This window comes from Sphingobium sp. LF-16 (genome assembly GCF_003711185.1).
Taxonomy (GTDB): Bacteria; Pseudomonadota; Alphaproteobacteria; order Sphingomonadales; family Sphingomonadaceae; genus Sphingobium; species Sphingobium yanoikuyae_A.
In genome coordinates, this window is the sequence record NZ_CP029335.1 from 2418612 (window position 1) to 2442446 (window position 23835).

General features: G+C 63.9%; 25 protein-coding genes. 6 read left to right on the top strand and 19 right to left on the bottom strand.

Features of this window, described 5'->3' with window-relative positions; translation table 11 throughout:
- Nucleotides 1-8: 8 nt before the first annotated feature.
- From DIZ22_RS11270 to DIZ22_RS11285, 5 genes are all read right to left on the bottom strand, one after another.
- Entirely contained in the window at nucleotides 9-1397 is a 1389-nt protein-coding gene (locus DIZ22_RS11270; RefSeq protein WP_122928209.1) for a TIGR03013 family XrtA/PEP-CTERM system glycosyltransferase, read from the bottom strand.
- Between the two features lie 207 nt (nucleotides 1398-1604).
- The gene (locus DIZ22_RS11275; protein WP_004211319.1) at nucleotides 1605-1862 is read right to left on the bottom strand and encodes a hypothetical protein; all 258 of its coding nucleotides are present in this window, start codon (nucleotides 1860-1862) and stop codon (nucleotides 1605-1607) included.
- Nucleotides 1863-1944: 82 nt separating this feature from the next.
- Complete coding sequence (locus DIZ22_RS11280; protein ID WP_048939435.1) at nucleotides 1945-2631, bottom strand: sigma-70 family RNA polymerase sigma factor; 687 nt, start codon at nucleotides 2629-2631, stop codon at nucleotides 1945-1947.
- 142 nt (nucleotides 2632-2773) lie between these two features.
- Nucleotides 2774-2905, bottom strand: a complete 132-nt coding sequence (locus tag DIZ22_RS22400) for a hypothetical protein (RefSeq protein WP_004211316.1) — start codon at nucleotides 2903-2905, stop codon at nucleotides 2774-2776.
- A 92-nt stretch (nucleotides 2906-2997) separates the two neighbouring features.
- Nucleotides 2998-3792: a response regulator gene (locus tag DIZ22_RS11285; protein ID WP_004211315.1), complete on the bottom strand. Its 795-nt coding sequence runs from the start codon at nucleotides 3790-3792 to the stop codon at nucleotides 2998-3000.
- 332 nt (nucleotides 3793-4124) lie between these two features.
- Here DIZ22_RS11285 and DIZ22_RS11290 point away from each other — a divergent pair, with 332 nt between their 5' ends.
- Nucleotides 4125-4319 carry a NepR family anti-sigma factor gene (locus DIZ22_RS11290; RefSeq protein WP_037511289.1) on the top strand — a complete coding sequence of 65 codons (195 nt, stop codon included), beginning with the start codon at nucleotides 4125-4127 and terminating at the stop codon, nucleotides 4317-4319.
- A gap of 59 nt (nucleotides 4320-4378) precedes the next feature.
- Entirely contained in the window at nucleotides 4379-5932 is a 1554-nt protein-coding gene (locus DIZ22_RS11295) for a sensor histidine kinase (RefSeq protein WP_037517808.1), read from the top strand.
- A 7-nt stretch (nucleotides 5933-5939) separates the two neighbouring features.
- Here the strand turns inward: DIZ22_RS11295 and tgt are convergent, their stop codons facing one another.
- Nucleotides 5940-7070 (bottom strand): tRNA guanosine(34) transglycosylase Tgt, encoded by a 1131-nt coding sequence (gene tgt / locus DIZ22_RS11300; protein WP_048939436.1) that lies wholly within the window; start codon nucleotides 7068-7070, stop codon nucleotides 5940-5942.
- A gap of 59 nt (nucleotides 7071-7129) precedes the next feature.
- Nucleotides 7130-7312 (bottom strand): hypothetical protein, encoded by a 183-nt coding sequence (locus DIZ22_RS11305; protein ID WP_004211308.1) that lies wholly within the window; start codon nucleotides 7310-7312, stop codon nucleotides 7130-7132.
- A gap of 235 nt (nucleotides 7313-7547) precedes the next feature.
- Here DIZ22_RS11305 and DIZ22_RS11310 point away from each other — a divergent pair, with 235 nt between their 5' ends.
- On the top strand, nucleotides 7548-8483 hold the full coding sequence (locus tag DIZ22_RS11310; protein WP_048939437.1) for a crotonase/enoyl-CoA hydratase family protein: 936 nt from the start codon (nucleotides 7548-7550) through the stop codon (nucleotides 8481-8483).
- A 3-nt stretch (nucleotides 8484-8486) separates the two neighbouring features.
- Here DIZ22_RS11310 and DIZ22_RS11315 read toward each other — a convergent pair whose 3' ends face one another.
- The 5 genes from DIZ22_RS11315 to DIZ22_RS11335 form a co-directional block, all read right to left on the bottom strand.
- A complete protein-coding gene (locus DIZ22_RS11315; RefSeq protein ID WP_037517799.1) occupies nucleotides 8487-10478 on the bottom strand; it encodes an EAL domain-containing protein in 1992 nt (663 codons plus the stop codon).
- Nucleotides 10479-10719: 241 nt separating this feature from the next.
- The gene (groL, locus tag DIZ22_RS11320; protein ID WP_004211302.1) at nucleotides 10720-12363 is read right to left on the bottom strand and encodes a chaperonin GroEL; all 1644 of its coding nucleotides are present in this window, start codon (nucleotides 12361-12363) and stop codon (nucleotides 10720-10722) included.
- A 56-nt stretch (nucleotides 12364-12419) separates the two neighbouring features.
- Nucleotides 12420-12707, bottom strand: a complete 288-nt coding sequence (gene groES / locus DIZ22_RS11325; RefSeq protein ID WP_004211301.1) for a co-chaperone GroES — start codon at nucleotides 12705-12707, stop codon at nucleotides 12420-12422.
- A gap of 1190 nt (nucleotides 12708-13897) precedes the next feature.
- Entirely contained in the window at nucleotides 13898-14143 is a 246-nt protein-coding gene (locus DIZ22_RS11330) for a hypothetical protein (RefSeq protein ID WP_048939438.1), read from the bottom strand.
- A 23-nt stretch (nucleotides 14144-14166) separates the two neighbouring features.
- Nucleotides 14167-14775: a hypothetical protein gene (locus DIZ22_RS11335; protein WP_137405291.1), complete on the bottom strand. Its 609-nt coding sequence runs from the start codon at nucleotides 14773-14775 to the stop codon at nucleotides 14167-14169.
- A 292-nt stretch (nucleotides 14776-15067) separates the two neighbouring features.
- Between DIZ22_RS11335 and DIZ22_RS11345 the strand changes: the two genes are divergently transcribed.
- Together DIZ22_RS11345 and yghU are read left to right on the top strand one after the other, a co-directional pair.
- Complete coding sequence (locus tag DIZ22_RS11345; protein ID WP_048939441.1) at nucleotides 15068-15505, top strand: universal stress protein; 438 nt, start codon at nucleotides 15068-15070, stop codon at nucleotides 15503-15505.
- A 115-nt stretch (nucleotides 15506-15620) separates the two neighbouring features.
- On the top strand, nucleotides 15621-16490 hold the full coding sequence (gene yghU / locus DIZ22_RS11350; protein ID WP_048939442.1) for a glutathione-dependent disulfide-bond oxidoreductase: 870 nt from the start codon (nucleotides 15621-15623) through the stop codon (nucleotides 16488-16490).
- A gap of 144 nt (nucleotides 16491-16634) precedes the next feature.
- Here the strand turns inward: yghU and DIZ22_RS11355 are convergent, their stop codons facing one another.
- Nucleotides 16635-17246 (bottom strand): NAD(P)-dependent oxidoreductase, encoded by a 612-nt coding sequence (locus tag DIZ22_RS11355; RefSeq protein ID WP_048939443.1) that lies wholly within the window; start codon nucleotides 17244-17246, stop codon nucleotides 16635-16637.
- Between the two features lie 110 nt (nucleotides 17247-17356).
- Here DIZ22_RS11355 and DIZ22_RS11360 point away from each other — a divergent pair, with 110 nt between their 5' ends.
- Nucleotides 17357-17749, top strand: a complete 393-nt coding sequence (locus tag DIZ22_RS11360; protein ID WP_048939444.1) for a helix-turn-helix domain-containing protein — start codon at nucleotides 17357-17359, stop codon at nucleotides 17747-17749.
- Here the strand turns inward: DIZ22_RS11360 and DIZ22_RS11365 are convergent.
- The 6 genes from DIZ22_RS11365 to recN all read right to left on the bottom strand — a co-directional run bounded on the left by DIZ22_RS11365 (nucleotide 17746) and on the right by recN (nucleotide 23827).
- The gene (locus DIZ22_RS11365) at nucleotides 17746-18774 is read right to left on the bottom strand and encodes an acyltransferase (protein WP_048939445.1); all 1029 of its coding nucleotides are present in this window, start codon (nucleotides 18772-18774) and stop codon (nucleotides 17746-17748) included. The genes DIZ22_RS11360 and DIZ22_RS11365 overlap by 4 nt on opposite strands.
- Nucleotides 18775-18851: 77 nt before the next feature.
- Nucleotides 18852-19169 (bottom strand): hypothetical protein, encoded by a 318-nt coding sequence (locus DIZ22_RS11370; protein WP_004211293.1) that lies wholly within the window; start codon nucleotides 19167-19169, stop codon nucleotides 18852-18854.
- Nucleotides 19170-19283: 114 nt separating this feature from the next.
- A complete protein-coding gene (ligA, locus tag DIZ22_RS11375; RefSeq protein WP_048939446.1) occupies nucleotides 19284-21395 on the bottom strand; it encodes an NAD-dependent DNA ligase LigA in 2112 nt (703 codons plus the stop codon).
- Entirely contained in the window at nucleotides 21392-21583 is a 192-nt protein-coding gene (locus tag DIZ22_RS11380) for a hypothetical protein (RefSeq protein ID WP_048939447.1), read from the bottom strand. The genes ligA and DIZ22_RS11380 overlap by 4 nt, the downstream gene beginning before the upstream one ends.
- Nucleotides 21584-21649: 66 nt before the next feature.
- Complete coding sequence (locus tag DIZ22_RS11385) at nucleotides 21650-22024, bottom strand: putative quinol monooxygenase (protein WP_037511323.1); 375 nt, start codon at nucleotides 22022-22024, stop codon at nucleotides 21650-21652.
- A gap of 141 nt (nucleotides 22025-22165) precedes the next feature.
- Complete coding sequence (gene recN / locus DIZ22_RS11390) at nucleotides 22166-23827, bottom strand: DNA repair protein RecN (protein ID WP_048939448.1); 1662 nt, start codon at nucleotides 23825-23827, stop codon at nucleotides 22166-22168.
- Between the last annotated feature and the right edge of the window lie 8 nt (nucleotides 23828-23835).

Sequence of the window (23835 nt, forward strand, 5' to 3'; positions counted from 1 at the left end):
CCTGCCGCTCAGCGCGCGCCGTCGGGCCAGAGGATCACCCGCACCGTCTGGATCAGGATCAGCAGGTCCAGGAAGGGCGTGTAATTCTTGGCATAATAAAGATCATATTCAAGCTTATGGCGGGCATCCTCGATCGACGCGCCATAGGGATAGTTGATCTGCGCCCAGCCGGTGATGCCCGGCTTCACCATATGCCGTTCGGCATAATAGCGCAGATGCTGTTCCAGATCCTCGACGAACTGGCGCCGTTCCGGGCGCGGACCGACGAAACTCATCTCGCCCTTCAGCACGGTCCAGCTCTGCGGCAGTTCGTCGATGCGCAGCTTGCGCAGCCAATAGCCCAGGCGCGTGATCCGCGGATCATCCTTCTCCGCCCAGACTGCCTGGCCCTTGACCTCCGCATCCTGGCGCATGGTGCGCAGCTTCACGATCCAGAATTCCTGGCCATAGAGGCCAACGCGCTGCTGCCGGTAGAAAGCCGGGCCACGGCTGTCGAGCTTCACCAGCAAGGCGGCGAACAGGATGATCGGGCCGGTCAGCAGCAGCAGGATCGAACTGGCGATGATGTCGAAGATGCGCTTGGCGATGCTGGACAGGCGACGACCGGCGGAAAAGCCATCGGAAAAGATCAGCCAGCTGGGATTGACGCTGTCGAGATCGACGCGCCCGGTCTCGCGCTCCAGGAAGGTCGAGAGATCGTTGACATGGACGCCGGTGGTCTTGATCCGCAGCAGGTCGGACATGGGGATGGCGTTGCGCCGTTCCTCCAGCGCCAGCACGACTTCGCTGGCGTTCAGACGCACCACATAATCGGACATGTTGTAGATGGCGGTGCGGTTGATCGCCTCCTCCACCACCTGGTCGCCGTCATTCATGGCGATATAGCCGACCACCAGGAAACCGGCGCCGCGCTTCTGTTCCAGGTCGCGGATGCGGTTGGCCCGCCGGCCGGCCCCCAGCACGACAAGGCGGCGCTTGAACGCCTCGCCGCCGAGCAGCGAACCCAGCAGCATCCGCGCCAGCAGCAGCAGCCCCATCGCCAGCCCCATCGCGTAGAGCGAGTTGGAGCGCCACAGGGTGATGCCGGGCAGCAGGAAATACATGACCGAGAGGAAGATGACGCCGAGCGAGATGGCGACGAGCAGGCGGGCGCAGGCGAAGCGGATCGATTGCAGTGCTTCGGGGCTGTAGACGCCCACCGCGATCATGCCGGTCTGGATGGCGAAGGCGAAGCTCAGCAGCGGGCCGATGCGGGTCGCGATCGGCTCGACATCCATGCCGATCTGATGCGCGCGCAGGATCCAGCCCGCTTCCGCCGCGCCGATCAGCAGCAGGAAATCGAGCAGGCCGAGCAGCAGCACCGCATGAGGGACATAATGTTTGAACAGCCTGATCATCGTATCGCGCTTCTTCCCGCAGCACCGCCCCTCCGGTCGGGAAGGGCCGCCAACTGGAGTCGGCCCAGCCTTACAACAAGCTGTAAGGAAATCCGACAGGGCTCAGACCCTGCCTGAAAATGACAAAGAAAATCTGAAGATGGCGCCAATGACTGTAAATGAAAGCGACACCAGGATGCGTCAGCGTCGCGAGACAACGGTGTCGTGTCAGTTGTTGTTGCGCAGTTTGTCGGCCGCATTGCGCGCAGCTTCACCCACGATCCGGGCACCATTATCGACCGAATCCGCCGCCTGGGTAATGGCGTCGGCGCGCCGATCTTCGCGGCTTTCGTTGGTGAGGTAGAAGAAGCCGATCGCCAGGATCAGGGCCAGCGCCACCAGCGCGAAGACGATACCGCCGCTGCCTTGCGGACGATCCGAGCGTCGCCCGGTCCGATCCTGTCGATGTTGCGGGTCGCTGCCCATGGCTTCCGTCCTTCCCATGGCCTTTCAACCGACAAGCCGGGCGGATCGTTCCCGATCACGCCGGGGCAAGTGCATCCCGCCCTCAATCCTCGACGGTCTTGCCACCCATGTCGTCATCGCCGTCGTCGTCGGCACCATGGTCGACCAGATTGTCGGAGATGCGACCCCGGCTCAGGCGATCGACATCGTCCATAATCTCGTCCAGCACCGCCGTGTCGGTCGTTTCCTGCGTCCGGCGCGAGGGCAACGCGCCCTCCTCCAATATCTGCTCGAGCGCGGCGCGACCGCGGGCCACGCGGCTCTTGATCGTACCGACCGCAACGCCGCAGATCTCCGCAGCTTCCTCATAGGCGAAGCCACCCGCGCCAACCAGGATCAGTGCCTCGCGCTGGGGCTGGGGCAATTGCAGCAAGGCGCGCTGCATGTCGCTGAGTTCGACATGCTTGTCCTGCCCCGCAGGCGCGGCAAGCAGCCGGTCGGCGGTCAGGTCGTCCCAGTCGCCGCGGAAACGCGAGCGGCGCATCTGCGAGAGATAATGGTTGCGCAGGATGATGAAGGTCCAGGCGCGCATGTTGGTGCCGGCCTGGAAGCGGGCACGGGCGGCCCAGGCCTTGAGCAGGGTTTCCTGGACAAGATCGTCGGCGGTGTCGCGATTGCCCGACAGGGAGCGCCCGAAGGCGCGCAGATGCGGAATGACCGCGGCCAGTTCCCGCTTGAACTCGCCGTCCGACAGTGCCTCGCGCGGCGCCTGGTTCAGCCCTTCATCCACGGCAGCAACCCCCGTTTCGACTGTCGCCCTCGCTGCATGAACCGAAGTCGTCAAAGCCATATATGCATCCGCACCCTAGTTCGATTACCGCCAAAGGCCAATTCCCAAGATACCCCTAGAAACGCCCATTTTTTCCACTGCCTTAACGCCAGAGAACCAGCAGCATCACGATCACGGCCAGTGCGAGCGAAATGCCCAGCACATAGCGAACGACGTGCGGCGTGGCGCCGCCCCGTGCGTCCTGCGTCGAGATATGCTGCTCCTCGTCGGCCATCGGCCCTCTCCGAATCGTTACGCATATTTAACGCGTTAAAGCCGGGAGGGTTCCGCCGACCGTCACAAAGGATCGGCCGGCGGGAAGACAGGTCAGGCCGGAGCGGTCGCTTCGTCGAAGAAAAGCGCCTGCGAGATCGCGGCCTTGACCGTCGAGCGCTGGAACGGCTTGGTGATGAGGAAGGTCGGCTCGGGCCGTTCGCCGGTCAGCAGCCGTTCGGGGAAAGCAGTGATGAAGATCACCGGCACCGAGAATTCGGCGAGAATGTCCTTCACCGCGTCGATGCCGCTCGAATCATCGGCCAACTGGATATCGGCCAGCACCAGGCCGGGCCGCTCCGCCAGCGCCTCGCGCACCGCATCCTCGCGGGTGACGGCGATGGCGGTCACGTCATGACCAAGGTCGCGCACGATCGTCTCGATATCCATCGCGATGATCGGCTCATCCTCGATGATCAGAACCTTGGCACGGGTCTGCGCTTCGATTTCCTCCAGCGCTTCCTCGACCAGGGCCTCGACATCGGCGGTGTCGAGACCGATCAGATAGCCGGCATCTTCCGTGGTGAAGCCTTCGAGCGCGGTCAACAGCAGCGCCTGACGCGGCAGCGGGGTCAGCCGGGCCAGGCGGGCATGGGCGATCGCCTCCTGCCCGATCGAACCCGAGAAGCCGGGCTCGTCATCCAGATGCGAGGACGACCAGATCGCATGGAAGGTCTTGTAGAGGCCGAGGCGAGGATCGACACCGCTGGGAAACTCCTCCGGCGCGGCGACGATCGCTTCCAGCGTGGCGCGGACATAGGCATCGCCATGAGTCTGGCTGCCCGTCAGCGCGCGCGCATAGCGCCGCAAGAAAGGAAGATGGGGGTGCAGTTGCTGTCCAAGCGACATCGGTAAGTCTTCTCCCTGCCCTGTCGGGCCTGTTGTCCGAAACATCGGCTCCACCGGAGGATGGGATGACGATGCCGCGCTGGCAAGCCCCTCTCCCCCTGCCGCCGAATGACCGACGGTGCAAAAAATGCTTCGAATGCCGGAACCATCGACACCAAGATTTGTTTCACTCTCGTTCGGTTTTTTCGACGGTAACGGCTTTTTGGTGAAATTTGCCCAGCTTGGTGAATTGACGCCGCTATGCGTTGCGGCGAAATAGCGGACAGGCTGGCGTCACGGATTTAGCTTCAAAGGGGCTGATTTTGGTTTCTTCAACAACGGAACGGGACAGGATGGGAGGGGATATTGACGTCGGCACGACCATCCGCGACCGCGACATGAAGACTGCGCCCGAACCACGCAAGCGCCGCGCGGCCGCGAAAAAGGACGAGGCCCAGGTGTCCCAGGTGCTCAAGTCCGTCTATCAGCGCACGGTCGACGAAGATATTCCCGCCGAAATGCTGGACCTGCTCAGCAAACTGGACTGATCAACGCTGGTCGGGGCGGCATTTCTCTGCCGCCCAGACAAGGACCCTCTCGATCCCCCATGACCATGTTCGGCGTCTATCTCCGGTCCACCGGCGTCAAGATGTTCCTCATCCTGACGCTCGCGCTGCTGCCGCTGGGGCTGATCGCGCTGGTGGCGTCGCTGCAGGCGATCCGCACCGCTGACCTGGAGAAGGAGGCGCTGCTGCGTGTCGCCGTGACGCAGAGCGCGCGCAAGCTGACCGCAGATCTGAACGCTGATCGCACCGCGCTGGGCCTGACCGTCAACGCGCTGGCCGATGGCAAGGCGGACGGCGAAATCTGCAACCGCCTCTCCTTCTTCCTCACCGCGCAGGACCGGAACGGCATCCGATTCTATATCTATGACCGATCGGGCAAGAAGCTGTGCGGATCGGCCACGCCGGAACCGGCCGGCATTCCGCCCGCGCGCCGCTTCATCGGCCCGCGCGTCGAACTGCTGTCGTCCGGCGACTTTCTGCTCTCGCGCACCCACAGCCATGACAACCGCGTCGCGGCGCTGGCCTATTATTCGCGGCCGCACCTCGAAAGCGTCGCCGATCCGGCCACCGCGCTGCAGAACCGGCAACTGAGCCTGCGCCAGGGCGAGCGGCAGATGATCGTCAGCCGCCCCGGCAGCCGGATCGACGGTCATAGCAGCAGCCTGTCTGCCCGGCTCGACCCGCCCGACATATTGCTGACCATGACGGTGCGCGAGCCGCCCGCGACGATCGCCCGGCTGCTGTCGCTGTTCCTGCCGCTGGTGATGTGGTTCGCGGCCGCGGCGATCGGCTGGTTCGTGGTCAATCGGCTGCTGATCCGCCCGCTGGTATTGTTGCGGCGCCAGGTTGCCGCCTATCAGCCCGGCGAAGTGCTGGAGCCGCTGCGGCGCATCCGCACCCCCGCGCACGAGATCAGCGACCTGGGCGACACATTCCGCGAGATCAGTGAGGATGTCGCCACCCATGAGGCGGAAATGGCCGCCGCGCTCGACACCCAGCGCAAGCTGACGCGCGAGGTGCATCATCGGGTCAAGAACAACCTGCAGATCATCGCCAGCCTGATCAGCCTGCACGCCCGGTCGGCGCATGAGCCCGAAGCGGTGTCGGCCTATGGGTCGATCCAGCGCCGGGTCGACGCCCTGTCGGTCGTCCATCGCAACCATTTTGCCGAGTTGGAGGAAAATCGCGGCGTCGGCGTGCGTCCGCTGATCAGCGAATTGTCCGCCAGCCTGCGCGGCACTGCCCCGCATGAGGCGCGCCGTTTCGGTATCCAGATCGACAGCGACGATGATCTGCACATCAGCCAGGATGTCGCCGTTCCGGTCGCCTTCCTGGTGACCGAACTGGTCGAACTGGCGATGCTGTCCGATCCGCGCGCAACGATGCGGATTTCGGTGCATCTGGAGGCCGATCGCAACGACCGCGCCCTGTTGCAGATGGCGTCGCCCGCGCTGTGCGCCGGGCCGGAAATGACTTTATTGCTGAACGAACGCTATGGCCGGGTGCTGACCGGCCTGTCGCGCCAGCTCCGCTCCCCGCTCGATCATGATGCCGAAGCGGGCCGCTACAGCATCGCGATCAGTGTCATTCCCTGAAAAAGCGTCAGACCCGCTGATAGTCGCGGCGGAAATCGGCCGTGAAGGTCGACAATGTGCCCGCCGCAATATTGTCGCGCAGGCCCTGCATCAGTTCCTGATAGAAGTGGATATTATGCTGGGTCATCAGCATCGCGCCCAGCATCTCGCCCGACTTCACCAGATGATGGAGATAGGCGCGGCTCCAGGTCGCGCAGACCGGACAGCCGCAGCGCGGATCGAGCGGGCCCAGATCCTCGTTGAACTTGGCGTTGCGGATGTTGAGCGGGCCGGCCCAGGTAAAGGCCTGGCCATTGCGGCCCGACCGGGTCGGCAACACGCAGTCGAACATGTCGATGCCGCGCTCCACTGCACCGACGATGTCGTCGGGCTTGCCCACGCCCATCAGGTAGCGCGGCTTGTCCTGCGGCAGCATGTCGGGCGCGAAGTCGAGCGTGGCGAACATCGCCTCCTGCCCCTCGCCCACTGCAAGGCCACCCACGGCATAGCCGTCAAAGCCGATCTCGATCAGCTTTTCCGCTGAAATCTTGCGCAGCCCTTCGTTGAGCGAGCCCTGCTGGATACCGAACAGCGCCGCACGCTCGGCATGGTCGCCGCCCGCATCGAAGCCGTCGCGCGAGCGCTTGGCCCAGCGCATCGACCGCTCCATCGACTTGGCAGCTTCATCATGGGTGCAGCCATTCTTGGTACATTCGTCAAACGCCATGACGATGTCGCTGTCGAGCAGCCGCTGGATCTCCATCGAGCGCTCGGGGCTGAGCATATGCTTGGAGCCATCGAGATGGCTGGAGAAGGCGACCCCCTCCTCGCTCATCTTTGTAAGGGCGCTGAGGCTCATCACCTGATAGCCGCCGCTGTCGGTCAGGATCGGCCGGTCCCAGCCCATGAAGCCGTGCAGTCCGCCCAGTCGCGCCATGCGTTCGGCGCCGGGGCGCAGCATCAGATGATAGGTATTGCCCAGGATGATGTCGGCGCCGGTGGCGCGCACTTCGGCCGGGCGCATCGCCTTGACGGTGGCGGCGGTGCCGACCGGCATGAAGGCCGGCGTGCGGATCTCGCCGCGGCGCATCTGGATCGCGCCGGTGCGGGCCTTGCCGTCGGTGGCGGCGATCGAGAAGGAAAAGCGGGGCTTGGTCATCGCCGCGCTCTAGGAGCGAACGCCCGCGCGCACAAGAGCAGCGCGGTCGGAGCGCCGTTTCAGCCGGCCCGGCGGACGCCGTCGAACAGGGTCATCGCGTCGATGTCGAACCCCTCGACCCGGCGATAGCGGCCGATGAAGCGCAGACAATCGGTGGACAGGCGCAAGGTCCAGGGCTGGCCCTGCGCATCCTGTAGCGTGAGTGTCACATTCTTGCGGGCCGGAAGGCGATGCATGTCCATGCGACCGCCCTAATTAACAATGGTTAACAAAGGGCTGAGCAGACGGGCTGAAAAGGGGAAACGAAAATTTCTGTTGCGATATCGCAACAACAATCTCCATTTCGGCGCATTTACCGCGCTTTCCGGGCAACAGTTGCGGATAAAAATGGTTAATGATCTGTCAACTATTTGTCCCGCACTGCATCATAAGCGCCGACCGTCGAAGGTTCAGATTCAAGAGAAAAATGGGGCGCACATGATTGATTCAGGACGCTTTAGTGCAGCTGACGAGCGCGCGACCGAGGTCGAAGCGGCATTCGAGATCGAAAGCTTTGGCGAGGATGCCGTAACGTCATCTCCCGCCCCTTCCCAACTGTTCGACCTGGGCCAGATCGACGTGCAGTGGGAGGCCGAATCCGAAACGCTCTGGGCGTTCATGACGCCGGCCAATCGACCCAATTTCAGCATGACCATGCTGCGCGACGTCCGCTACTGGTATGCCGAGACCAAGCGGCTGTTCGATGTCGGCCAGTTGCCGGTCAAATATATGGTCGCGGGTTCCCGCTTCCCCGGCGTGTTCAACCTGGGCGGCGACCTCGAACTGTTCGCCGGCTGCATCGAGCGCGGCGACCTGCCCGGCCTGGTCCAATATGGCCATGCCTGCATCGACGTCGTCCATCGCACCTGGCGCAATGGCGACATGCCGGTGGTGTCGATCGCGCTGGCGCAGGGCGATGCGCTGGGCGGCGGGTTCGAGGCGCTGCTCTGTTTCGACGTGGTGATCGCCGAGCGCAGCGCCCGTTTCGGCCTGCCCGAAATGCTGTTCGGCCTGTTCCCCGGCATGGGTGCCTATTCGATCCTGTCGCGCAAGCTGGGCCGGCTGGCGGCCGAGCGCATGATCCTGTCGGGCAAGGTCTTCACCGCGGAGGAGATGTTCGACATGGGCATCGTCCATACGCTGGTCGAGGATGGCGAGGGGGAAGCGGCTGTGCGTGATTTCGTCGCCCGCAATCGCCCGCACCATGCCGGCCATGTCGGCGTCTATGAAGCCGGGCGCCGGGTCGATCCGCTGCACCATGACGAACTGAAGGATATTGTCGAGAATTGGGCCGCTTCGGCGCTCAAGACCGACCTCAAGGATATCCGCATGATGCGCCGGCTGGCGTCGGCCCAGACGCGGCTGACCAAATAAGGATCAGGCCAGGCGGCGCTGGCGGATCAGCGCCGCCATGTCATGGACATCGGCCCTGTTGCGGTTGAGCAGGGCCTGCAACTCGCCGATCGGGACCGGCCGGCTGAGGACGAAGCCCTGGACGTTGGTGAAGCCGGTTTCGCGGGCGTAGCGCAACTGTTCCTCGGTCTCGATCCCCTCGGCCACCGTCTCCACCTCCAGCGCGCGCGCCAGATAGGCGACGGACTGGGCGATGGCGCGGTCGCGGGGATTTTCGCCGACGCCGCGCATGAAGCTCTGATCGACCTTGATGGTGTCGAACTCATGGGTGCGCAGCGCGCCCAGCGAGGAATAGCCGGTGCCGAAATCGTCGAGCGCGAGGCGCAAGCCGATACGGCGCAATTCGCTGAGGATCAGATGGGTGCGGCGGTCATCTTCCAGGAAGATGGATTCGGTGACTTCCAGCTCCAGCCGGCGCGCCTTGAGCCCCGACTGGAGCAAAGCGGAGATGACTGCGCGCGGCAGGCCGTCGGTCTTGATGAGCGCGGGCGAGATATTGACCGCGACCCGGATATCCTCGTCCCAGCCCATCGCGTCGCGGCACGCCTGGGCCAGTGCCCAGTTGGTCATTGGCTCGATCAGGGCCGAGCTTTCGGCGATCGGGATGAACTCGGCGGGGGAAATCCAGCCCAGTTCGGGATGCTGCCAGCGCATCAGCGCCTCGCAGATGGTGATCCGGCCAGTCTCGGTATCGAAGATCGGCTGATAATGAAGTTGCAGCTCGCCATTGGCGAGCGCGCTACGCAGCCCGGTCTCCAGCTCATAGGTGCGGTTCTGCCGCTCCTTCATGGTCCAGTCGAACTGGGCATGGCGGTTTCGCCCGGCATGTTTGGCCTTGTAGAGCGCCAGATCGGCATGCTGCAGCAGTTCGTCGCCATCGGCGCCATCTTCGGGCGCGACGGCAATACCCATCGAGGCGGAGATGGTCAGGTGATGGCCGCCAACTTCGAAATCGCCGGCCAGAATGCGGGTGATGTCGCCGGCGATCACTTCGGCCTGGATGCGGCTGACGCCGGGGCAGATCAGCACGAACTCGTCGCCGCCGAAACGCGCGACATGGCCGCGCCGGTCGAGCGCGCGGGTCAGCCGCTCGGCCACCTGGCACAGCAGCTGGTCGCCGACGATATGGCCCAGCGTGTCGTTGATTTCCTTGAACCGGTCGAGGTCCATCCACAGGACGGCGGTCTGATCCGCATCGGAAATGCGATTGTCGAACAGGTCGCGCAGCCGCATCTGCATCGCCATGCGGTTTTCCACCCCGGTCAGGCTGTCATAGCGGGCCAGCCGCTCGAACTTGATCGCAAGGTTGCTCTTCTCCTGCTTGCCCTGCATCGCTTCCAGCACGATGCGGTGCGTGGTCTTGGTGATTTCCGCCATGGCGAAGATCATCAGGAAGCAGAGCACGCCAAGGACGACATAGCCGACGCCACCAGCGATCAGCAGGCCGATGGAGGTCGGCAGCATGGTGAAGCAGGTCTGGCCGACCGCGACATGGACCCGGCCGGCATTGCGGCCGGAAATGCCGCCCGCATAGGAGGCGACCATGCCGACGGCCAGCACATGCAGGGTCGCATCCTGGCTGATCGTCAGGGTCGCGAGCGATTGAAGCCCGAGCAGCGCGGCATAGATCCAGGCGCCCATTTCATAGGCGATTCCCCAGATCGGACGCGCCGGACCATCCTGATGCGCCAGCGCACGCTGGAAATAGACGGCCGAAATGGAGCGACTGATTCCCACGATCAGGACCAGCGCGGCAATGATGTGCATGGTCAGGACATGGGCCTGCCAGGCGATCACGAGACTGAGCGAACCACCTGAAATCGCGCCGGAAAGCAGCGATGCCGGGGAGGCATAAAGCGCTTTGACGAGGCTGTCCTGCACCTCAGCATTCTGCTGGGTACGGGGCGCAAAGCGCGCGCGCAGGACTGCGCACAGATGGCGGACGAGGCGTGACACGTGCCAGCATAGTGGCGGATCAGCCTTGAGATTTGGTAAATCCGATGCCCACCAAAGCAGATCAATTCCGCTGCCCGATCAACAATATCCCCCTACCCCTCCCCGGCCAAGGCACCGTCATATGGGGCCGGAAACAGGCTGTAGGACAGCAGAAACGACGGGCATGAAAAAGGCCGGTGGATCGCTCCACCGGCCCCTTTCTTGTCGCGTGAGCGAGAACTTCGTTTCGGTCGCGACCGAATTAGAAGTCCATGCCGCCCATGCCGCCCATGCCACCCGGCATGGCGGGCATGGCGGGCTTGTCTTCGGGCAGTTCCGAAACCGCGGCTTCGGTGGTGATCAGCAGACCAGCAACCGAGGCAGCGTTCTGGAGCGCGGTGCGCACGACCTTGGTCGGGTCGATGACGCCGGCGGCAACCAGGTTTTCATAGGTGTCGGTCGACGCGTTGAAGCCGAACGAGGTGTCGGTCTGGTCGAGCAGCTTGCCCGAGACGACAGCACCGTCATGGCCGGCGTTGGCGGCGATCTGGCGAACCAGCGCCGTCAGCGACTTGCGAACGATGTCGATACCGCGGGTCTGGTCGTCATTGGCGCCAGCGACGCCTTCGAGAACCTTGGTCGCGTAGAGCAGCGCGGTGCCACCACCGGGGACGATGCCTTCTTCGACGGCAGCGCGGGTCGCGTGCAGGGCGTCGTCGACGCGATCCTTGCGCTCCTTCACTTCGACTTCGGTCGCACCGCCAACCTTGATGACGGCAACGCCGCCAGCCAGCTTGGCCAGGCGTTCCTGCAGCTTTTCACGGTCATAGTCCGAAGTGGTGACTTCGATCTGCGCACGGATCTGCTCGGTACGGCCCTTGATCGAGTCGGCATCACCGGCGCCATCGACGATGGTGGTGTTGTCCTTGTCGATGGTGACGCGCTTGGCGGTGCCCAGCATGCCCAGGGTGACGTTTTCGAGCTTGATGCCCAGGTCTTCCGAGATCACTTCGCCCTTGGTCAGGACGGCGATGTCTTCCAGCATGGCCTTGCGGCGGTCGCCGAAGCCCGGTGCCTTGACCGCAGCAACCTTCAGGCCGCCGCGCAGCTTGTTGACGACCAGGGTCGCCAGCGCTTCGCCTTCGATGTCTTCGGCGATGATGAGGAGCGGACGGCCCGACTGAACCACGGCTTCCAGGATCGGCAGGATCGACTGCAGATTCGAGAGCTTCTTCTCGTGGATCAGGATGTAGGGATCAGCCAGCTCGACGGCCATCTTTTCCGGGTTGGTGATGAAGTAGGGCGACAGGTAGCCGCGGTCGAACTGCATGCCTTCGACAACGTCCAGCTCGAAGTCGAGACCCTTGGCCTCTTCCACGGTGATGACGCCTTCCTTGCCGACCTTTTCCATGGCTTCGGCGATCTTCTCGCCGACTTCCTTGTCGCCATTGGCCGAGATGATGCCGACCTGGGCCACTTCGGCCGAACCGGCAACCGGCTTCGAGCGCGACTGGATGTCCTCGACAACCTTGGCGACGGCGAGATCGATGCCGCGCTTCAGGTCCATCGGGTTCATGCCGGCGGCAACCGACTTCATGCCTTCGCGCACGATGGCCTGGGCCAGGACGGTCGCGGTGGTGGTGCCGTCACCGGCGATGTCGTTGGTCTTCGAAGCGACTTCGCGGACCATCTGGGCGCCCATATTCTCGAACTTGTCCTTCAGTTCGATTTCCTTGGCGACGCTGACGCCGTCCTTGGTGATGCGGGGGGCGCCGAAGCTCTTGTCGATGACGACGTTGCGGCCCTTCGGGCCCAGGGTCACCTTGACCGCGTCGGCCAGGATGTCGACGCCGCGCAGGATGCGCTCACGAGCGTCACGCGAAAACTTTACGTCCTTCGCTGCCATGATCTAATTCCTTCGAAAAATGGGGAAAAATGGAAAACCGAAATTCGGGAAATCGCTTAGGCGACAATACCCAGAATGTCCGATTCCTTCATGATGAGCAGGTCTTCACCGTCGACCTTGACTTCGGTGCCCGACCACTTGCCGAACAGCACGCGATCGCCGGCCTTGACGTCCAGCGGCGTGACCTTGCCGTCTTCGGCCTTCGAACCCGAACCGACGGAGACGATTTCGCCTTCCTGCGGCTTTTCCTTGGCGGTGTCGGGGATGATGATGCCACCGGCCGTCTTCGCTTCCGCTTCAATGCGGCGAACGAGAACGCGGTCATGCAACGGACGGAATGCCATGATGATTGCCTTTCCCTTTGTGCTGGGATGGGTCCGGCGTGGCCCGCAAGAGGAATGCCCCCGTGCGATATTGTGCCCCGCCTTGTCCTTCTCCCGATGAACTCTCTCACTTGTTAGCACTCGCGGATGGAGAGTGCTAGCGGCATGCATATGGAAAAGTCGTTTCGCCGGTCAAGGGCGGGACGGGATAAAAATTTTCGCCGTCCCGATGGATCGGGGATCGATCGGACCGGCACGCAGGCCATAGCGCAATCACCCCGCCCCGTCATGCCGGGCGCGACGGACCGCACGACGATTGCGACGCGACAGGCGGCAGGACGGGTAACAGCATAGGGCCACGCGCCCGTCGAAGTTCACAGTGTAAACGGGGTTTCCGGGGTCTTTGCACCGCCAACGCGCCGGGAACGCGTCGACTACGCGCCTGCCGCGCGTCGGGGGTGTGGGGGTGCGGGTCAGTGGCGCGCGCCCGTCATGCGGCGGCGAAGCGACGGCGACGCGGCACATAGGCGCCTGCCGCGCATCGATGAGGCTACAGGCGAGGCAGAGGCGGCGATGCGAAGAAAGGCGCTGGTCCATCGCGCAGGGTAGATCAGAAATCGGGCATGTAGGACAGTATCGGCGACGCGAGCATCTCCGTCATTGCGAGCGGAGCGAAGCAATCCATCTCGCGCCAGTGGATTGCTTCGCTCCGCTCGCAATGACGATATCCGGCTTTGACAGCTAAGTAACGACCAGTTTTTGCCGCTAATCGAAACTATCGCCTTGCCCATGAGCTGACATTGCGGCGCCCCATCGTGGGGCGCATATTACTGATATGAAAAAGCGTAATCTGCTCGCCGCGACCGTTATTTATATCCTTACTGCCTTTATGGTTGTTGTAATCTCGGCGATGATGGCGGGTGATTGCTCAACAGCCTTGACCGATGAAGTTTATCGGTCCTGCTCAGCCAGAGCGGATGGCAGATTGTTCTATGGTTTTATAGCTTCGTTGGGCCTTTATCCGATATTCCTTGCACTCTGCATTCGACGATCAAAGCGACGGAACCCCTGAAGCGGCTTTCGACCATTCTTGGCCACTCCCCAAAATCTTCCGTATCGCTGAAACCGGACACTCATTCAGGTGGCACATTGAAGGCTGCATCACCAAATCTAGCCAATAAAGCTTATTGAAGGATAGAAACAGCCGGGCGTTACTTGTCCTGCTTACATGCAAGATCGGCGGCGTAGACCCTCCAGCCGGCAACCACTGCATCGCGTTGACGACTCGAACCGCCGTTCACAATTGATCCGAAGCTCTCGCCGGTGATTTGATTGAGCACCGCATCAAGTCCATCCCCGACCTGCTCTGGCCCGTAGTGACGCATCCCCTCGAACGCGTCTGGGGCGTGGTTCACGAGGGAGATCGCCTGCGTGCGTAGATGGCGACGATCATCCATCTGCGCAATGATAGCAGGCACTGCTACGTAACCCAACGCTTCAAGCTGGTCGAATACATGCTGCTGCTGATCGCCATCGACTGACCGAGATTGGCGATGAGCGCGCGCACCTTCGCGAAGTGGGGAAGCGTGGTATTGGCCCGCCACGATGCGACGATCTTCGCCTGCCGTGAAGCTTCGGCGCGTGTAGCGGCGACCGTCAGGTCAGTTGCCCGCTTCAATGCGTCCGGCGTATAGCCAGCGAAGTATAGGCTAACAGGACCATCATCTCCTCGGTTAAGAAATAGGATGGCCGGTTCGCCAGCTAAGCCAAGCATCGCAGCATTAGATAGCTTGTATGTGGCATCCTGCGGATAGAAGCGGACAGTAGCACTGCTCATGTCTTCGCCTTTCACGACGCTCTCGACCTTTATAGGGATGTCCAGATACCCCGGTGACGGCTTTGCCGCTTCCTCGGTAAGTCGTTGCTTCGGCACATCCATCTTGCCGATAAGCACAATGCTTGACCCAGCGAGCAGCGTGGCGATCTTTGGGTCCGATGGGCAGAGCCGCGCTGAGACAGGCGAGGAGTTGGAGGTTGGAGAGACGCCCAATCCAAAAACAATCGCGAGCAGTGTAATCCGCATGATCATGATGATGACGATGCCACTTCTGGCGCAAGCTCGCTATCGACGATTGTTGCCGCTTGATTTTTACTGTCCAAGGTAAGCTATCGTCGCTCCTCTCTCCAAAAGCTGACTGTCGCAAATCCACCCCACTCCGCCATCTCAGCGACGGGTGGGAATGGTCGAGTTTGCCTCTCTCCCATTGCCCGGCGATTGCGGTATGTCCTTATTCATGTCGGGTCGGGAATCTTTGATGGCTGGGGCATCCCGCACGCGCGTCGATGGTTGGACGGCGCATAAGCGATAAGAGGAGAGCGCCATGTCCTATGCCACGATCGTCGCCGCCGTCGATGTCAACGCCCCTGACCTCGCCCGTGCCGCCATTGCCGGCGCGGCCGATGTGGCGGGGCACCAGGGCGTCGTCCATCTGCTCTATGTCCGCTATTATCTGCCGACCCGCTATTCCGAACTGCTGGACGGCAGTTTCGACGAGAATGAGGAGCGTGATGCGCTGGCGGCGATGAAGACATGGGCGAGCGAGGCCGGGCTGGCGCCCGATCGCACCCATTTCCTGACCCGGCGCGGGCGGGTGCGCGACGAGGTGCTGAGCGAGGCGGCGCGGCTGAAGGCCGACCTGGTGGTGATCGGCTCGCACCAGCCCTCGCTCACATCCAAGATGCTGGGGTCCAATGCGTCGGCGATCATCCACCAGTCGCCGGTCAGCGTGCTGGTGGTGCGGACGCAGGCAGCGGGTTAGCAGAAATAATCAACAGGGGTTGAGCGGCGCTCGGTTGCGGCGGGCGGGCGCCGTTCCTACCTGCCGGGCATCCCAGGCCTTTATTGGAACAGGCCCTTATCGGAGCGATGCCTGCATGACCGACAGCTATACCCCGCCCGCCGTCTGGATTTGGGACAAGGATAAGGGCGGCGCCTTTGCCAATATCAACCGGCCGATCGCCGGCGCCACCCATGACAAGCCATTGCCGGTCGGCCCGCATCCGCTCCAGCTCTATTCGCTGGGCACGCCCAATGGGCAGAAGGTGACGATCCTGCTGGAGGAATTGCTGGAGGCGGGCGTCACGCAGGCCGAATATGATGCCTGGCTGATCCGCATCGGCGATGGCGACCAGTTCGGCAGCGGCTTTGTCGACGTCAATCCCAACAGCAAGATCCCCGCGCTGATGGACCATAGCGTGTCGCCGCCGCAGCGCGTGTTCGAATCCGGCGCGATCCTGCTCTATCTGGCCGAGAAGTTCGGCAAGTTCCTGCCGACCGATCCGGCCAAGCGCACCGCGGCGCTGAGTTGGCTGTTCTGGCAGATGGGCAGCGCGCCGATCCTGGGCGGCGGCTTTGGCCATTTTTTCGCCTATGCGCCGGAAAAATACGAATATCCGATCAACCGCTACACGATGGAAGTGAAGCGGCAGCTGGACGTGCTGGACCGGCATCTGGCGGACAACGAATATCTGGCGGGCGACGAATATTCGATCGCCGATATCGCGGTGTGGCCCTGGTATGCGGGCGTGCTGCTGAACCGGGTCTATGGCGCGTCGGAGTTTCTGGACGCGGGCAGCTACAAGAACGTGCTGCGCTGGGCGAAGCAGATCGATGCGCGCCCGGCGGTGAAGCGCGGGCGGATCGTCAACAAGACCAACGGGCCGCTGGAGGATCAGTTGCACGAGCGGCATGACGCGGGCGACTTTGCCACGAAGACGCAGGACAAGCTGGAGGGGGTGGCCTGACACCCATTCCATAGCTTCCGTTCGTTTCGAGCCTGTCGAGAAACGGGAAGCACGGACGGAGGGGCATGATGCAAGGTCACGCACCGGCCCCTCCACCGCCTGTGGCGGTCCCCCTCCCCAAGCCAAGCTTGGGGAGGAATTCCATCAATAGCCCACGGTGAAGCGCTGGCGGACGTGCCGGGGCGCCTCGATCTCGTCCACGAGCGCGATGGCATAGTCGGCATAGGAAATGCTGCTATTGCCCTCGCCATCGACCAGCAGCTGGTCGGTGCCGAGACGGAATGTCCCCTTGCGATCACCGACGAAGAACAGGGCGGAGGGCGAGAGGAAGGTCCAGTCGAGATCGTCCACGCCGCGCAGATAGGCGAGGAAATCGCCGCCGCGACCAGCTTCGGCCTTATAGGCTTCGGGAAAGTCTGGCGTGTCGATCAGCTTGACGCCCGGCGCGACCTCCAGGCTGCCGGCGCCGCCGACCACCAGATAGCGGGCCACGCCCGACGCACGCACCGCGCCGACCAGCGATGCCGGATCGGTGTCAGCGAACATGACGGCGCTGACCACCGCATCATGGCCGGCGAGCAGCGCGCTGAGCGCGGCGGCATCATTGACGTCGCCAGCGATGGCGGTGACGCCGGCATCCTGCACAGCCTGTTCGGGATGGCGCGAGATCGCCGTCACCTGATGTCCGCGGCGGGCCAGCTCCGCGCTGATTTCCCGCCCCGCACGGCCGCTGCCGCCGATGATCGCGATCTTCATGTTCCATTCTCCATGGGTAGTTACCAATGGAAACCAGATAGCGATCCTGATATCATGGTCGCAAGAAGGCACTTTGCCATCACCTGGTTACGCCGAGGAAACCGCCTGCCATGACTGCGCCCACGCCCCTGCCCCGCACTGGCGACGCCTATGATCCCGATTGCCCGACCCGCCATGTGCTGGACCGGATCGGCGACAAATGGGCTGTGCTGGTGATGCTGACGTTGAAGGACGGGCCGGTGCGATTCAACGATCTGCGCCGGCGGATCGGCGCGATCTCGCAGAAGATGCTGTCCCAGACATTGAAAAGCCTGGAGCGCGACGGACTGGTTAGCCGCGCGGCTTATGCCACGGTGCCCGTGACGGTGGAATATCGGCTGACGGAGATGGCGCAGGGGCTGATCGGCATATTGGACCAGATCACCCGCTGGGCCGAGGGCCATGTCGGCGCGATCATGGATGCGCGCCGGGCGCATGACGCGCGCGAGGTCGAGGCCGCCTAACCGGCCTGGGTGGCGCGCTGGCCCTGTGACGCGGTGCGTTCACGCCACCAGCGGTTGATGCGGCGGGCGGCGGGACGCTCCACGCCATAGGTGAGCGCGCTCGCCAGCAGCAGCGAAGCAGCGGTTGCCAGCAGGAAGCCGATCCAGGTCGACAGGCCGGCGCGATCGACCAGGTTCATGATCGCCAGCCCGGCATTATGGTGGATGAGGTAGAGCGCGTAGCTGATCGCCCCCAGCCAGAGCAGCAGCCGATGGCGCAGGAAGGGCAGCCAGCCGCGCAGCATCGCGGCGAAGATCGCCATCACCAGCAGCGCGGCGACCAGATATTCGCGCGGGTCGGCCCAGGCGATCGTCGCCAGCGCCGCCACGAAGAAGGGCGCCTGTTGCCCCCAGCGACGATGCCCCGACCAGATGCGGTAGAAGAGCATGCCGATGATGAAAAAGGGGATATAGTCGAGCACCAGCAGCATGACGAGGCGGCTGGGCATGGCGTGCCAGCCGGCGATTGCGGCCTTGATCGCGAGCCAGCCGAGCAGCAGCCATTCGAGCCGGGCAAAGCCGCGCCCCATCCAGATCGCCAGCATGCAGCAATAGAAGGCGAGTTCGACGCCCAGCGTCCAGTAGACGCCGTCGACCGCAGGCAGATAGAAATAGCCCTGCAGCATCGTCATGTTGACCGGGATCACCCAGGCGGGCGGCAGCAACTGGCCGGCGCCGAGCAGCAGGACGATGCCGATCGAGAGCGCCATCGCGGCCCAATAGACCGGGAAAAGCCGGGCGAAGCGCTTGACCGCGAAATCGGCGGCGCTGCGCGTTCCTTCCAGCGAGAAGGCGATGACGAAGCCGGAAATGGCAAAGAAGAGCAGCACGCCATAGCCGCCATGTTCGAACAAGGGCGGCAGGCGATGCCCATGCGGGAAGAGCTTGGGGTAGATGTTGAAATAATGGAAGAGCAGCACGGAAAAGGCCGCGATGCCACGCAGCGCGTCCAGTTCCTGCAATCGCGTCCTGCCCTGCCCCATCATCCCCCTGCCCTACGCCCCCACGCGATAAGATTGGGTAAATTTGCGTGAACGATAGCGCCCGCGCCGGGGCGCCGGCATCAATTGCCGTCGGCGTCGACCATGAACTGCATCGGCTTACCGCGCGATTCCGGTTCCCAGCCGGCCGCCAGCGCCGCGCGCACGCCGCGCGCGACGATGGCATCGTTGATCTGGAGCCGGCCGCGCGCCAGTCCTTTGAGCAGGCGCTTGGGCGGCGGAAATTCCAGCACCGCGCCGCGCTGCGTCCCCTGCTGCTGCAGGGCGACGGTCATGCCGCGCCAGCCATCGGCATCGCTCCATTGCGGTTCGCGCCGCACTTCCCAATCATAATGCGCGCCGTCGACCAGGACGGTGCCACTGTTGTTGCTGTTTGACATGATGATCGCCCTATAGAGCATCATCCATTCATTCTGAATGGATGATGCTCTACTTTCCTTTTATTTTCCGCATTTTCCGAGCCAGCAGATGATACCATCTGCTTCGAAAATGCTCTAGCCTGCCGCCCTGACGATGTCAGCCCAGGCTTCTTCGCTAATCACCTCGATACCGAGTGCCGTCGCCTGCTTGAGCTTCGATCCCGCACCCGGACCGGCGACGACCAGATCGGTCTTGGCACTGACCGATCCCGCCGCCTTGGCACCCAGGCGCTCTGCTTGCGCCTTGGCCTCGTCGCGGCTCATCGTCTCCAGCTTGCCGGTGAAGACGACGATCTTGCCGGTGACGGCGCTGGCGGTGGTCTCGACGACATAATCGGGCGGCGACACTTCGCTCAGCAGATCGTCCCACGCCTCGACATTATGGGGTTCGTGGAAGAAATCGGCGAGCGCATGGCCCACGGCAGCGCCGACATTCTCGACCCCGATATGTTCGGCGATCGCCTTGTCCTTCTTCGCCGGCGTCTCATAGGCCTGATCGCGCAGGGCAATGATCTCGTCGGCCAGGGTGCGGAGCGCTGGAAGCGTGGTGTAGCGCTTGAGCAGGTCGCGCGCGGTCACGGCGCCGACATGGCGGATGCCAAGGCCGAACAGCAGCTTGGCGGCATCGGGCGCGCGCTTCGCCTCGATCGCGGCGAGCAGATTGTCGACCGACTTTTCCTTCCAGCCCTCACGCCCCAGCAGTTCACCGGCATGGGTGCGCAGGCGGAAGATGTCGGCCGGCTCCTTGATCCAGCCAAGGTCGAGAAATTCCTCGATCGTCTTTTCGCCCAGCCCCTCGATATCGAGCGCGGCGCGGCTGACGAAATGGCGCAGCCGCTCGAACCGCTGGGCGGCGCAGATCAGGCCGCCGGTGCAGCGATAATCGACTTCCTCCTCCTCGCGCACCGCTTCCGATCCGCAGACCGGGCAGTGAGTGGGGAAGGGAAAGGGTTCGCGTACTTCGTCGCGGGTCAGATTGTCGACCACCTGCGGGATGACGTCGCCGGCGCGCTGGACGACGATGCGGTCGCCCGGCCGCACGCCCAGCCGTTCGATCTCGTCGGCATTGTGGAGCGTGACGTTGGAGACGACGACGCCGCCGACCGTCACCGGGGTCAGGCGCCCGACCGGGGTCAGCTTGCCGGTGCGGCCGACCTGGATGTCGATCGCCTCCAGCGTGGTCTGGGCGCGTTCGGCCGGGAATTTATGGGCGATCGCCCAGCGCGGCGCCTTGGCCACGAAGCCGAGCCGCTGCTGCCAGTCGAGCCGGTCGACCTTGTAAACGACGCCGTCAATGTCGAAGGGCAGGTCGGCGCGGGCGCGTTCGATCGCGCGATAATGGGCCAGGATCGCGTCGATGCTATCGACGCAGACCAGCATGTCGGACACGGGCAGACCCCAACTCGCAATCGCCTGCATCACGCCCAACTGGGTGTCGGCGGGCAGCGCGCTATGGGCGCCCCAGCCATGGGCGAGGAAACGTAAGGGACGGCTGGCAGTGACGCTGGCGTCCTTCTGGCGCAGCGATCCGGCGGCCGCGTTGCGCGGATTGGCGAACTGGCGCGCCTTGTCGGCATCCTCCGCCTCGTCCAGCAGCCGCTGGTTGAGGGCGACGAAATCCGCCTTGGCCATATAGACCTCGCCCCGCACCTCGAACAGGTCGGGGATGGCTTCGCCGGTCAGGCGCTCAGGGATGTCGGCGATGGTGCGGACATTGGCGGTGACATCCTCACCCGTGGTGCCGTCGCCGCGGGTCGCGGCCAGCACCAGTTTGCCCTGCTCATAGCGCAGCGAACAGGACAGGCCATCGATCTTCGGTTCGGCGGTCATCGCCACCGGCGCATCCTCGGCCAGTGCCAGGAAGCGGCGGACGCGCGCGGCGAACTCGGCGATATCCTCGTCGGCAAAGCCATTGTCGAGGCTCATCATGCGGACCGCGTGCGGCACCTTCTTCAGTGCCGAGGTGGCGGCAGCGCCGACCTGTGCGTTGGGCGAGTCGGCGCGGATCAGGTGCGGGAAGGCCGCCTCGAGCGCGTTATTCTCGCGGATCAGCGCGTCATAGTCCGCGTCGCTGATCTCCGGCGCGTCCTGGTCATGATAGAGGCGGTTATGCTTCGCCACCTCCCTGGCAAGGCGCATCAGGCGGTTGGCGGCTTCGGCTTCGGTAATTTGCGTAGGATCAGTCATTTATTCAGATGCTCAAACAAGGCGAGGATAGAGAAAAAAGCCACCAATAGCGCGCTGACGATCACATAAGCTATCAAAAGTGGCTTCAAAGAACGGTTCTTCAACATTCCTCCAACGAAAAACGGCAGAAACAACACACCCAGCGTAACAGGGATCGAAAATAGGAATTGCGCCAACGTAAGTGGCATGCGCTACGCCCTCGTCGAGAGCGCCCTGCAAAGGCGGGCACCCGGTTGAAACTATGATATCAGAATTCAGATTCCTGCCACCGGCACCGTCTCGAAATGCTGGGGAAAGCCGGCGATGATCGGGCGCGCCTTGGCGATGGCAGCGCGGACGGCGGGGAGTTTCAGCGAGGCGGCGTGGCTTTCGCGGCTGTCCCAGACCTCGGTGATCCAGAGCGCATCGGGATTGGCGGTGTCGAGCGCGACGACATAGGAGAGGCAGCCGGGCATCGCGCCGATCGCATCCTTGAGATAACCGACCAGTTCGTCGCGCTTGCCCGGCGTGCTGAGCATCTGGCCGATCAGGCCGTAGCGCGGCTTTGCCTCCTGCGCAGCGGCGGGGATGGCCGTTGCGGCCAGCGTCGCGGCGGTGAGGCCGAGCATGTCTCTGCGATTATGGGTCATGCGGCTATCCTATCCCCTCCGTTCGTCCTGAGCGAAGTCGAAGGACGCGCCGAGCGGAGCGAGGCGCCTTCGCTTCGCTCAGGTGAAGGCTTCGACTTCGCTCAGCCCGAACGGTATGTGAAACGCGCGAATTGGCAAGCCTCAAGCTTCCAGCAGCCGTTCCGCCTGTGCGCGGGCTTCAGCGGTGATTTCCGCGCCGGAGAGCATGCGGGCGATTTCCTCGCGGCGTTCGCCATCGCTCAGCGCATGGACGCCGGTGCGCGTCACCGTGCCGTCGCTCGATTTCGCGATCAGCATATGGCCGGCGCCGCGCGCCGCGACCTGCGGGCTGTGGGTGACGACCAGGATCTGGTTGCTCTGTGCCAGGCGCGACAGGCGCTCGCCGATCGCATCGGCCACCGCGCCGCCGACGCCCCGGTCAATCTCGTCGAAGATCAGCGTGTCGGCCCCGCCCCGCTCCGCCAGCGCAACCTTGAGCGCGAGGATGAAGCGGGACAGTTCCCCGCCCGAGGCGATCTTGGCGAGCGGCGCGAAGGGGGCACCGGGATTGGTCGAAATCTCGAACTCGACCCGGTCCATGCCGGCGCCGCTCCATTGCCCTTCTTCGAGCGGGGCTACGACGGTGCGGAAGCGGGCGGCGTCGAGCTTCAGCGGCGCCAGTTCGCCCGCGACCGCCGCATCGAGCCGGCCTGCGGCGAGTTGGCGTTCGGCCGACAGCGCCTGGGCAGCGGCGCGATAGGTTGCGGCCTTTTGCGCGACATCGGCTTCGAGCGCGGCGATATGCTCCTCCCCACCCTCGATCGCGGCGAGGCGGGCGGCCATCTCGTCGCGCAGCGCGGCGAGATCGTCGGGCGCGACCTGATGCTTGCGGGCCAGGCCGCGCAGGTCGAACAGCCGGGTCTCGATCGCGTCCAGCCGGGCGGGGTCGAAGCTCAGCGCCTCGGCCGCCTCGGCCAGCTTGTCCTCCGCCTCGCCCGCTTCGATCACGGCGCGGTCCAGCGCCTCCAGCACGGCGGAGAGCGGTTCATATTCGCCCGCGATCCGGTCGAGCCGGCGGGCGGCCTGCCGCAACTGGGCAAGGCCACCGTCGGAGCCGGTCAGGCAATCGGTGACGGCGGACAGGTCATCGGACAGGCGCGCGCCCTTCTGCATGGTCGCGCGCTCCTCCGCCAAAGTCGCTTCCTCGCCGGCTTCGGGCGCGAATTTCGACAGTTCGGCGACGGCATGGTCGAGATAGTCGCGATCGCGCGCGGCATTGGCGACGGTGTCGCGCGCCTGCGCCAGATCGGCGGCGGCGGCGCGCCAAGCGGTGTAAGCGGTGGCGACCGCCTCCGCCTCGCAGCGGCCATAGGTGTCGAGCAGGGCGCGGTGGCCGCGGGCGTTGAGCAGGCCGCGATCGTCATGCTGGCCGTGGATCTCGACCAGCGCGCCGCCCAGGTCGCGCAGCAGCGCGGCAGAACAGGCCTGGTCGTTGATGAAGGCGCGGCTGCCGCCATCGGCCTTCACCGTGCGGCGGATCAGCAGCGGTTCACCGGCTTCGATCTCGATGCCATTGTCGGCCAGCAGCAGCGCGGCGCGATGTCCGGCGGGCGGCGGATCGAAGCTGGCGGTGACGCTGGCCTGCGCCTCCCCTGCCCGGACAAGGCCGCTGTCGGCGCGGGCGCCCAATGCCAGCCCCAGCGAATCGAGCAGGATCGACTTGCCCGCGCCGGTTTCACCGGTGAGGACGGACAGGCCGGCGCCGAACTCCAGGTCCAGCGCCTCGATCAGCACGACATTGCGGATGGCAAGCGAGGTCAGCATGGCGCCTG

What these genes read in the sequence shown, in the direction of transcription:
- ligA (WP_048939446.1), bottom strand. Translation starts at nt 21,395, where the DNA reads ATGACTGATCCTACGCAAATTACCGAAGCCGAAGCCGCCAACCGCCTG.
- DIZ22_RS11345 (WP_048939441.1), top strand. Translation starts at nt 15,068, where the DNA reads ATGTCCTATGCCACGATCGTCGCCGCCGTCGATGTCAACGCCCCTGAC.
- DIZ22_RS11385 (WP_037511323.1), bottom strand. Translation starts at nt 22,024, where the DNA reads ATGACCCATAATCGCAGAGACATGCTCGGCCTCACCGCCGCGACGCTG.
- DIZ22_RS11360 (WP_048939444.1), top strand. Translation starts at nt 17,357, where the DNA reads ATGACTGCGCCCACGCCCCTGCCCCGCACTGGCGACGCCTATGATCCC.
- DIZ22_RS11305 (WP_004211308.1), bottom strand. Translation starts at nt 7,312, where the DNA reads ATGGACATGCATCGCCTTCCGGCCCGCAAGAATGTGACACTCACGCTA.
- DIZ22_RS11370 (WP_004211293.1), bottom strand. Translation starts at nt 19,169, where the DNA reads ATGTCAAACAGCAACAACAGTGGCACCGTCCTGGTCGACGGCGCGCAT.
- DIZ22_RS11335 (WP_137405291.1), bottom strand. Translation starts at nt 14,775, where the DNA reads ATGATCATGCGGATTACACTGCTCGCGATTGTTTTTGGATTGGGCGTC.
- recN (WP_048939448.1), bottom strand. Translation starts at nt 23,827, where the DNA reads ATGCTGACCTCGCTTGCCATCCGCAATGTCGTGCTGATCGAGGCGCTG.
- groES (WP_004211301.1), bottom strand. Translation starts at nt 12,707, where the DNA reads ATGGCATTCCGTCCGTTGCATGACCGCGTTCTCGTTCGCCGCATTGAA.
- groL (WP_004211302.1), bottom strand. Translation starts at nt 12,363, where the DNA reads ATGGCAGCGAAGGACGTAAAGTTTTCGCGTGACGCTCGTGAGCGCATC.
- DIZ22_RS11295 (WP_037517808.1), top strand. Translation starts at nt 4,379, where the DNA reads ATGACCATGTTCGGCGTCTATCTCCGGTCCACCGGCGTCAAGATGTTC.
- DIZ22_RS11310 (WP_048939437.1), top strand. Translation starts at nt 7,548, where the DNA reads ATGATTGATTCAGGACGCTTTAGTGCAGCTGACGAGCGCGCGACCGAG.
- DIZ22_RS11275 (WP_004211319.1), bottom strand. Translation starts at nt 1,862, where the DNA reads ATGGGCAGCGACCCGCAACATCGACAGGATCGGACCGGGCGACGCTCG.
- DIZ22_RS11380 (WP_048939447.1), bottom strand. Translation starts at nt 21,583, where the DNA reads ATGCCACTTACGTTGGCGCAATTCCTATTTTCGATCCCTGTTACGCTG.
- yghU (WP_048939442.1), top strand. Translation starts at nt 15,621, where the DNA reads ATGACCGACAGCTATACCCCGCCCGCCGTCTGGATTTGGGACAAGGAT.
- DIZ22_RS11355 (WP_048939443.1), bottom strand. Translation starts at nt 17,246, where the DNA reads ATGAAGATCGCGATCATCGGCGGCAGCGGCCGTGCGGGGCGGGAAATC.
- DIZ22_RS11285 (WP_004211315.1), bottom strand. Translation starts at nt 3,792, where the DNA reads ATGTCGCTTGGACAGCAACTGCACCCCCATCTTCCTTTCTTGCGGCGC.
- tgt (WP_048939436.1), bottom strand. Translation starts at nt 7,070, where the DNA reads ATGACCAAGCCCCGCTTTTCCTTCTCGATCGCCGCCACCGACGGCAAG.
- DIZ22_RS11270 (WP_122928209.1), bottom strand. Translation starts at nt 1,397, where the DNA reads ATGATCAGGCTGTTCAAACATTATGTCCCTCATGCGGTGCTGCTGCTC.
- DIZ22_RS11330 (WP_048939438.1), bottom strand. Translation starts at nt 14,143, where the DNA reads ATGGATGATCGTCGCCATCTACGCACGCAGGCGATCTCCCTCGTGAAC.
- DIZ22_RS11365 (WP_048939445.1), bottom strand. Translation starts at nt 18,774, where the DNA reads ATGATGGGGCAGGGCAGGACGCGATTGCAGGAACTGGACGCGCTGCGT.
- DIZ22_RS22400 (WP_004211316.1), bottom strand. Translation starts at nt 2,905, where the DNA reads ATGGCCGACGAGGAGCAGCATATCTCGACGCAGGACGCACGGGGCGGC.
- DIZ22_RS11290 (WP_037511289.1), top strand. Translation starts at nt 4,125, where the DNA reads ATGGGAGGGGATATTGACGTCGGCACGACCATCCGCGACCGCGACATG.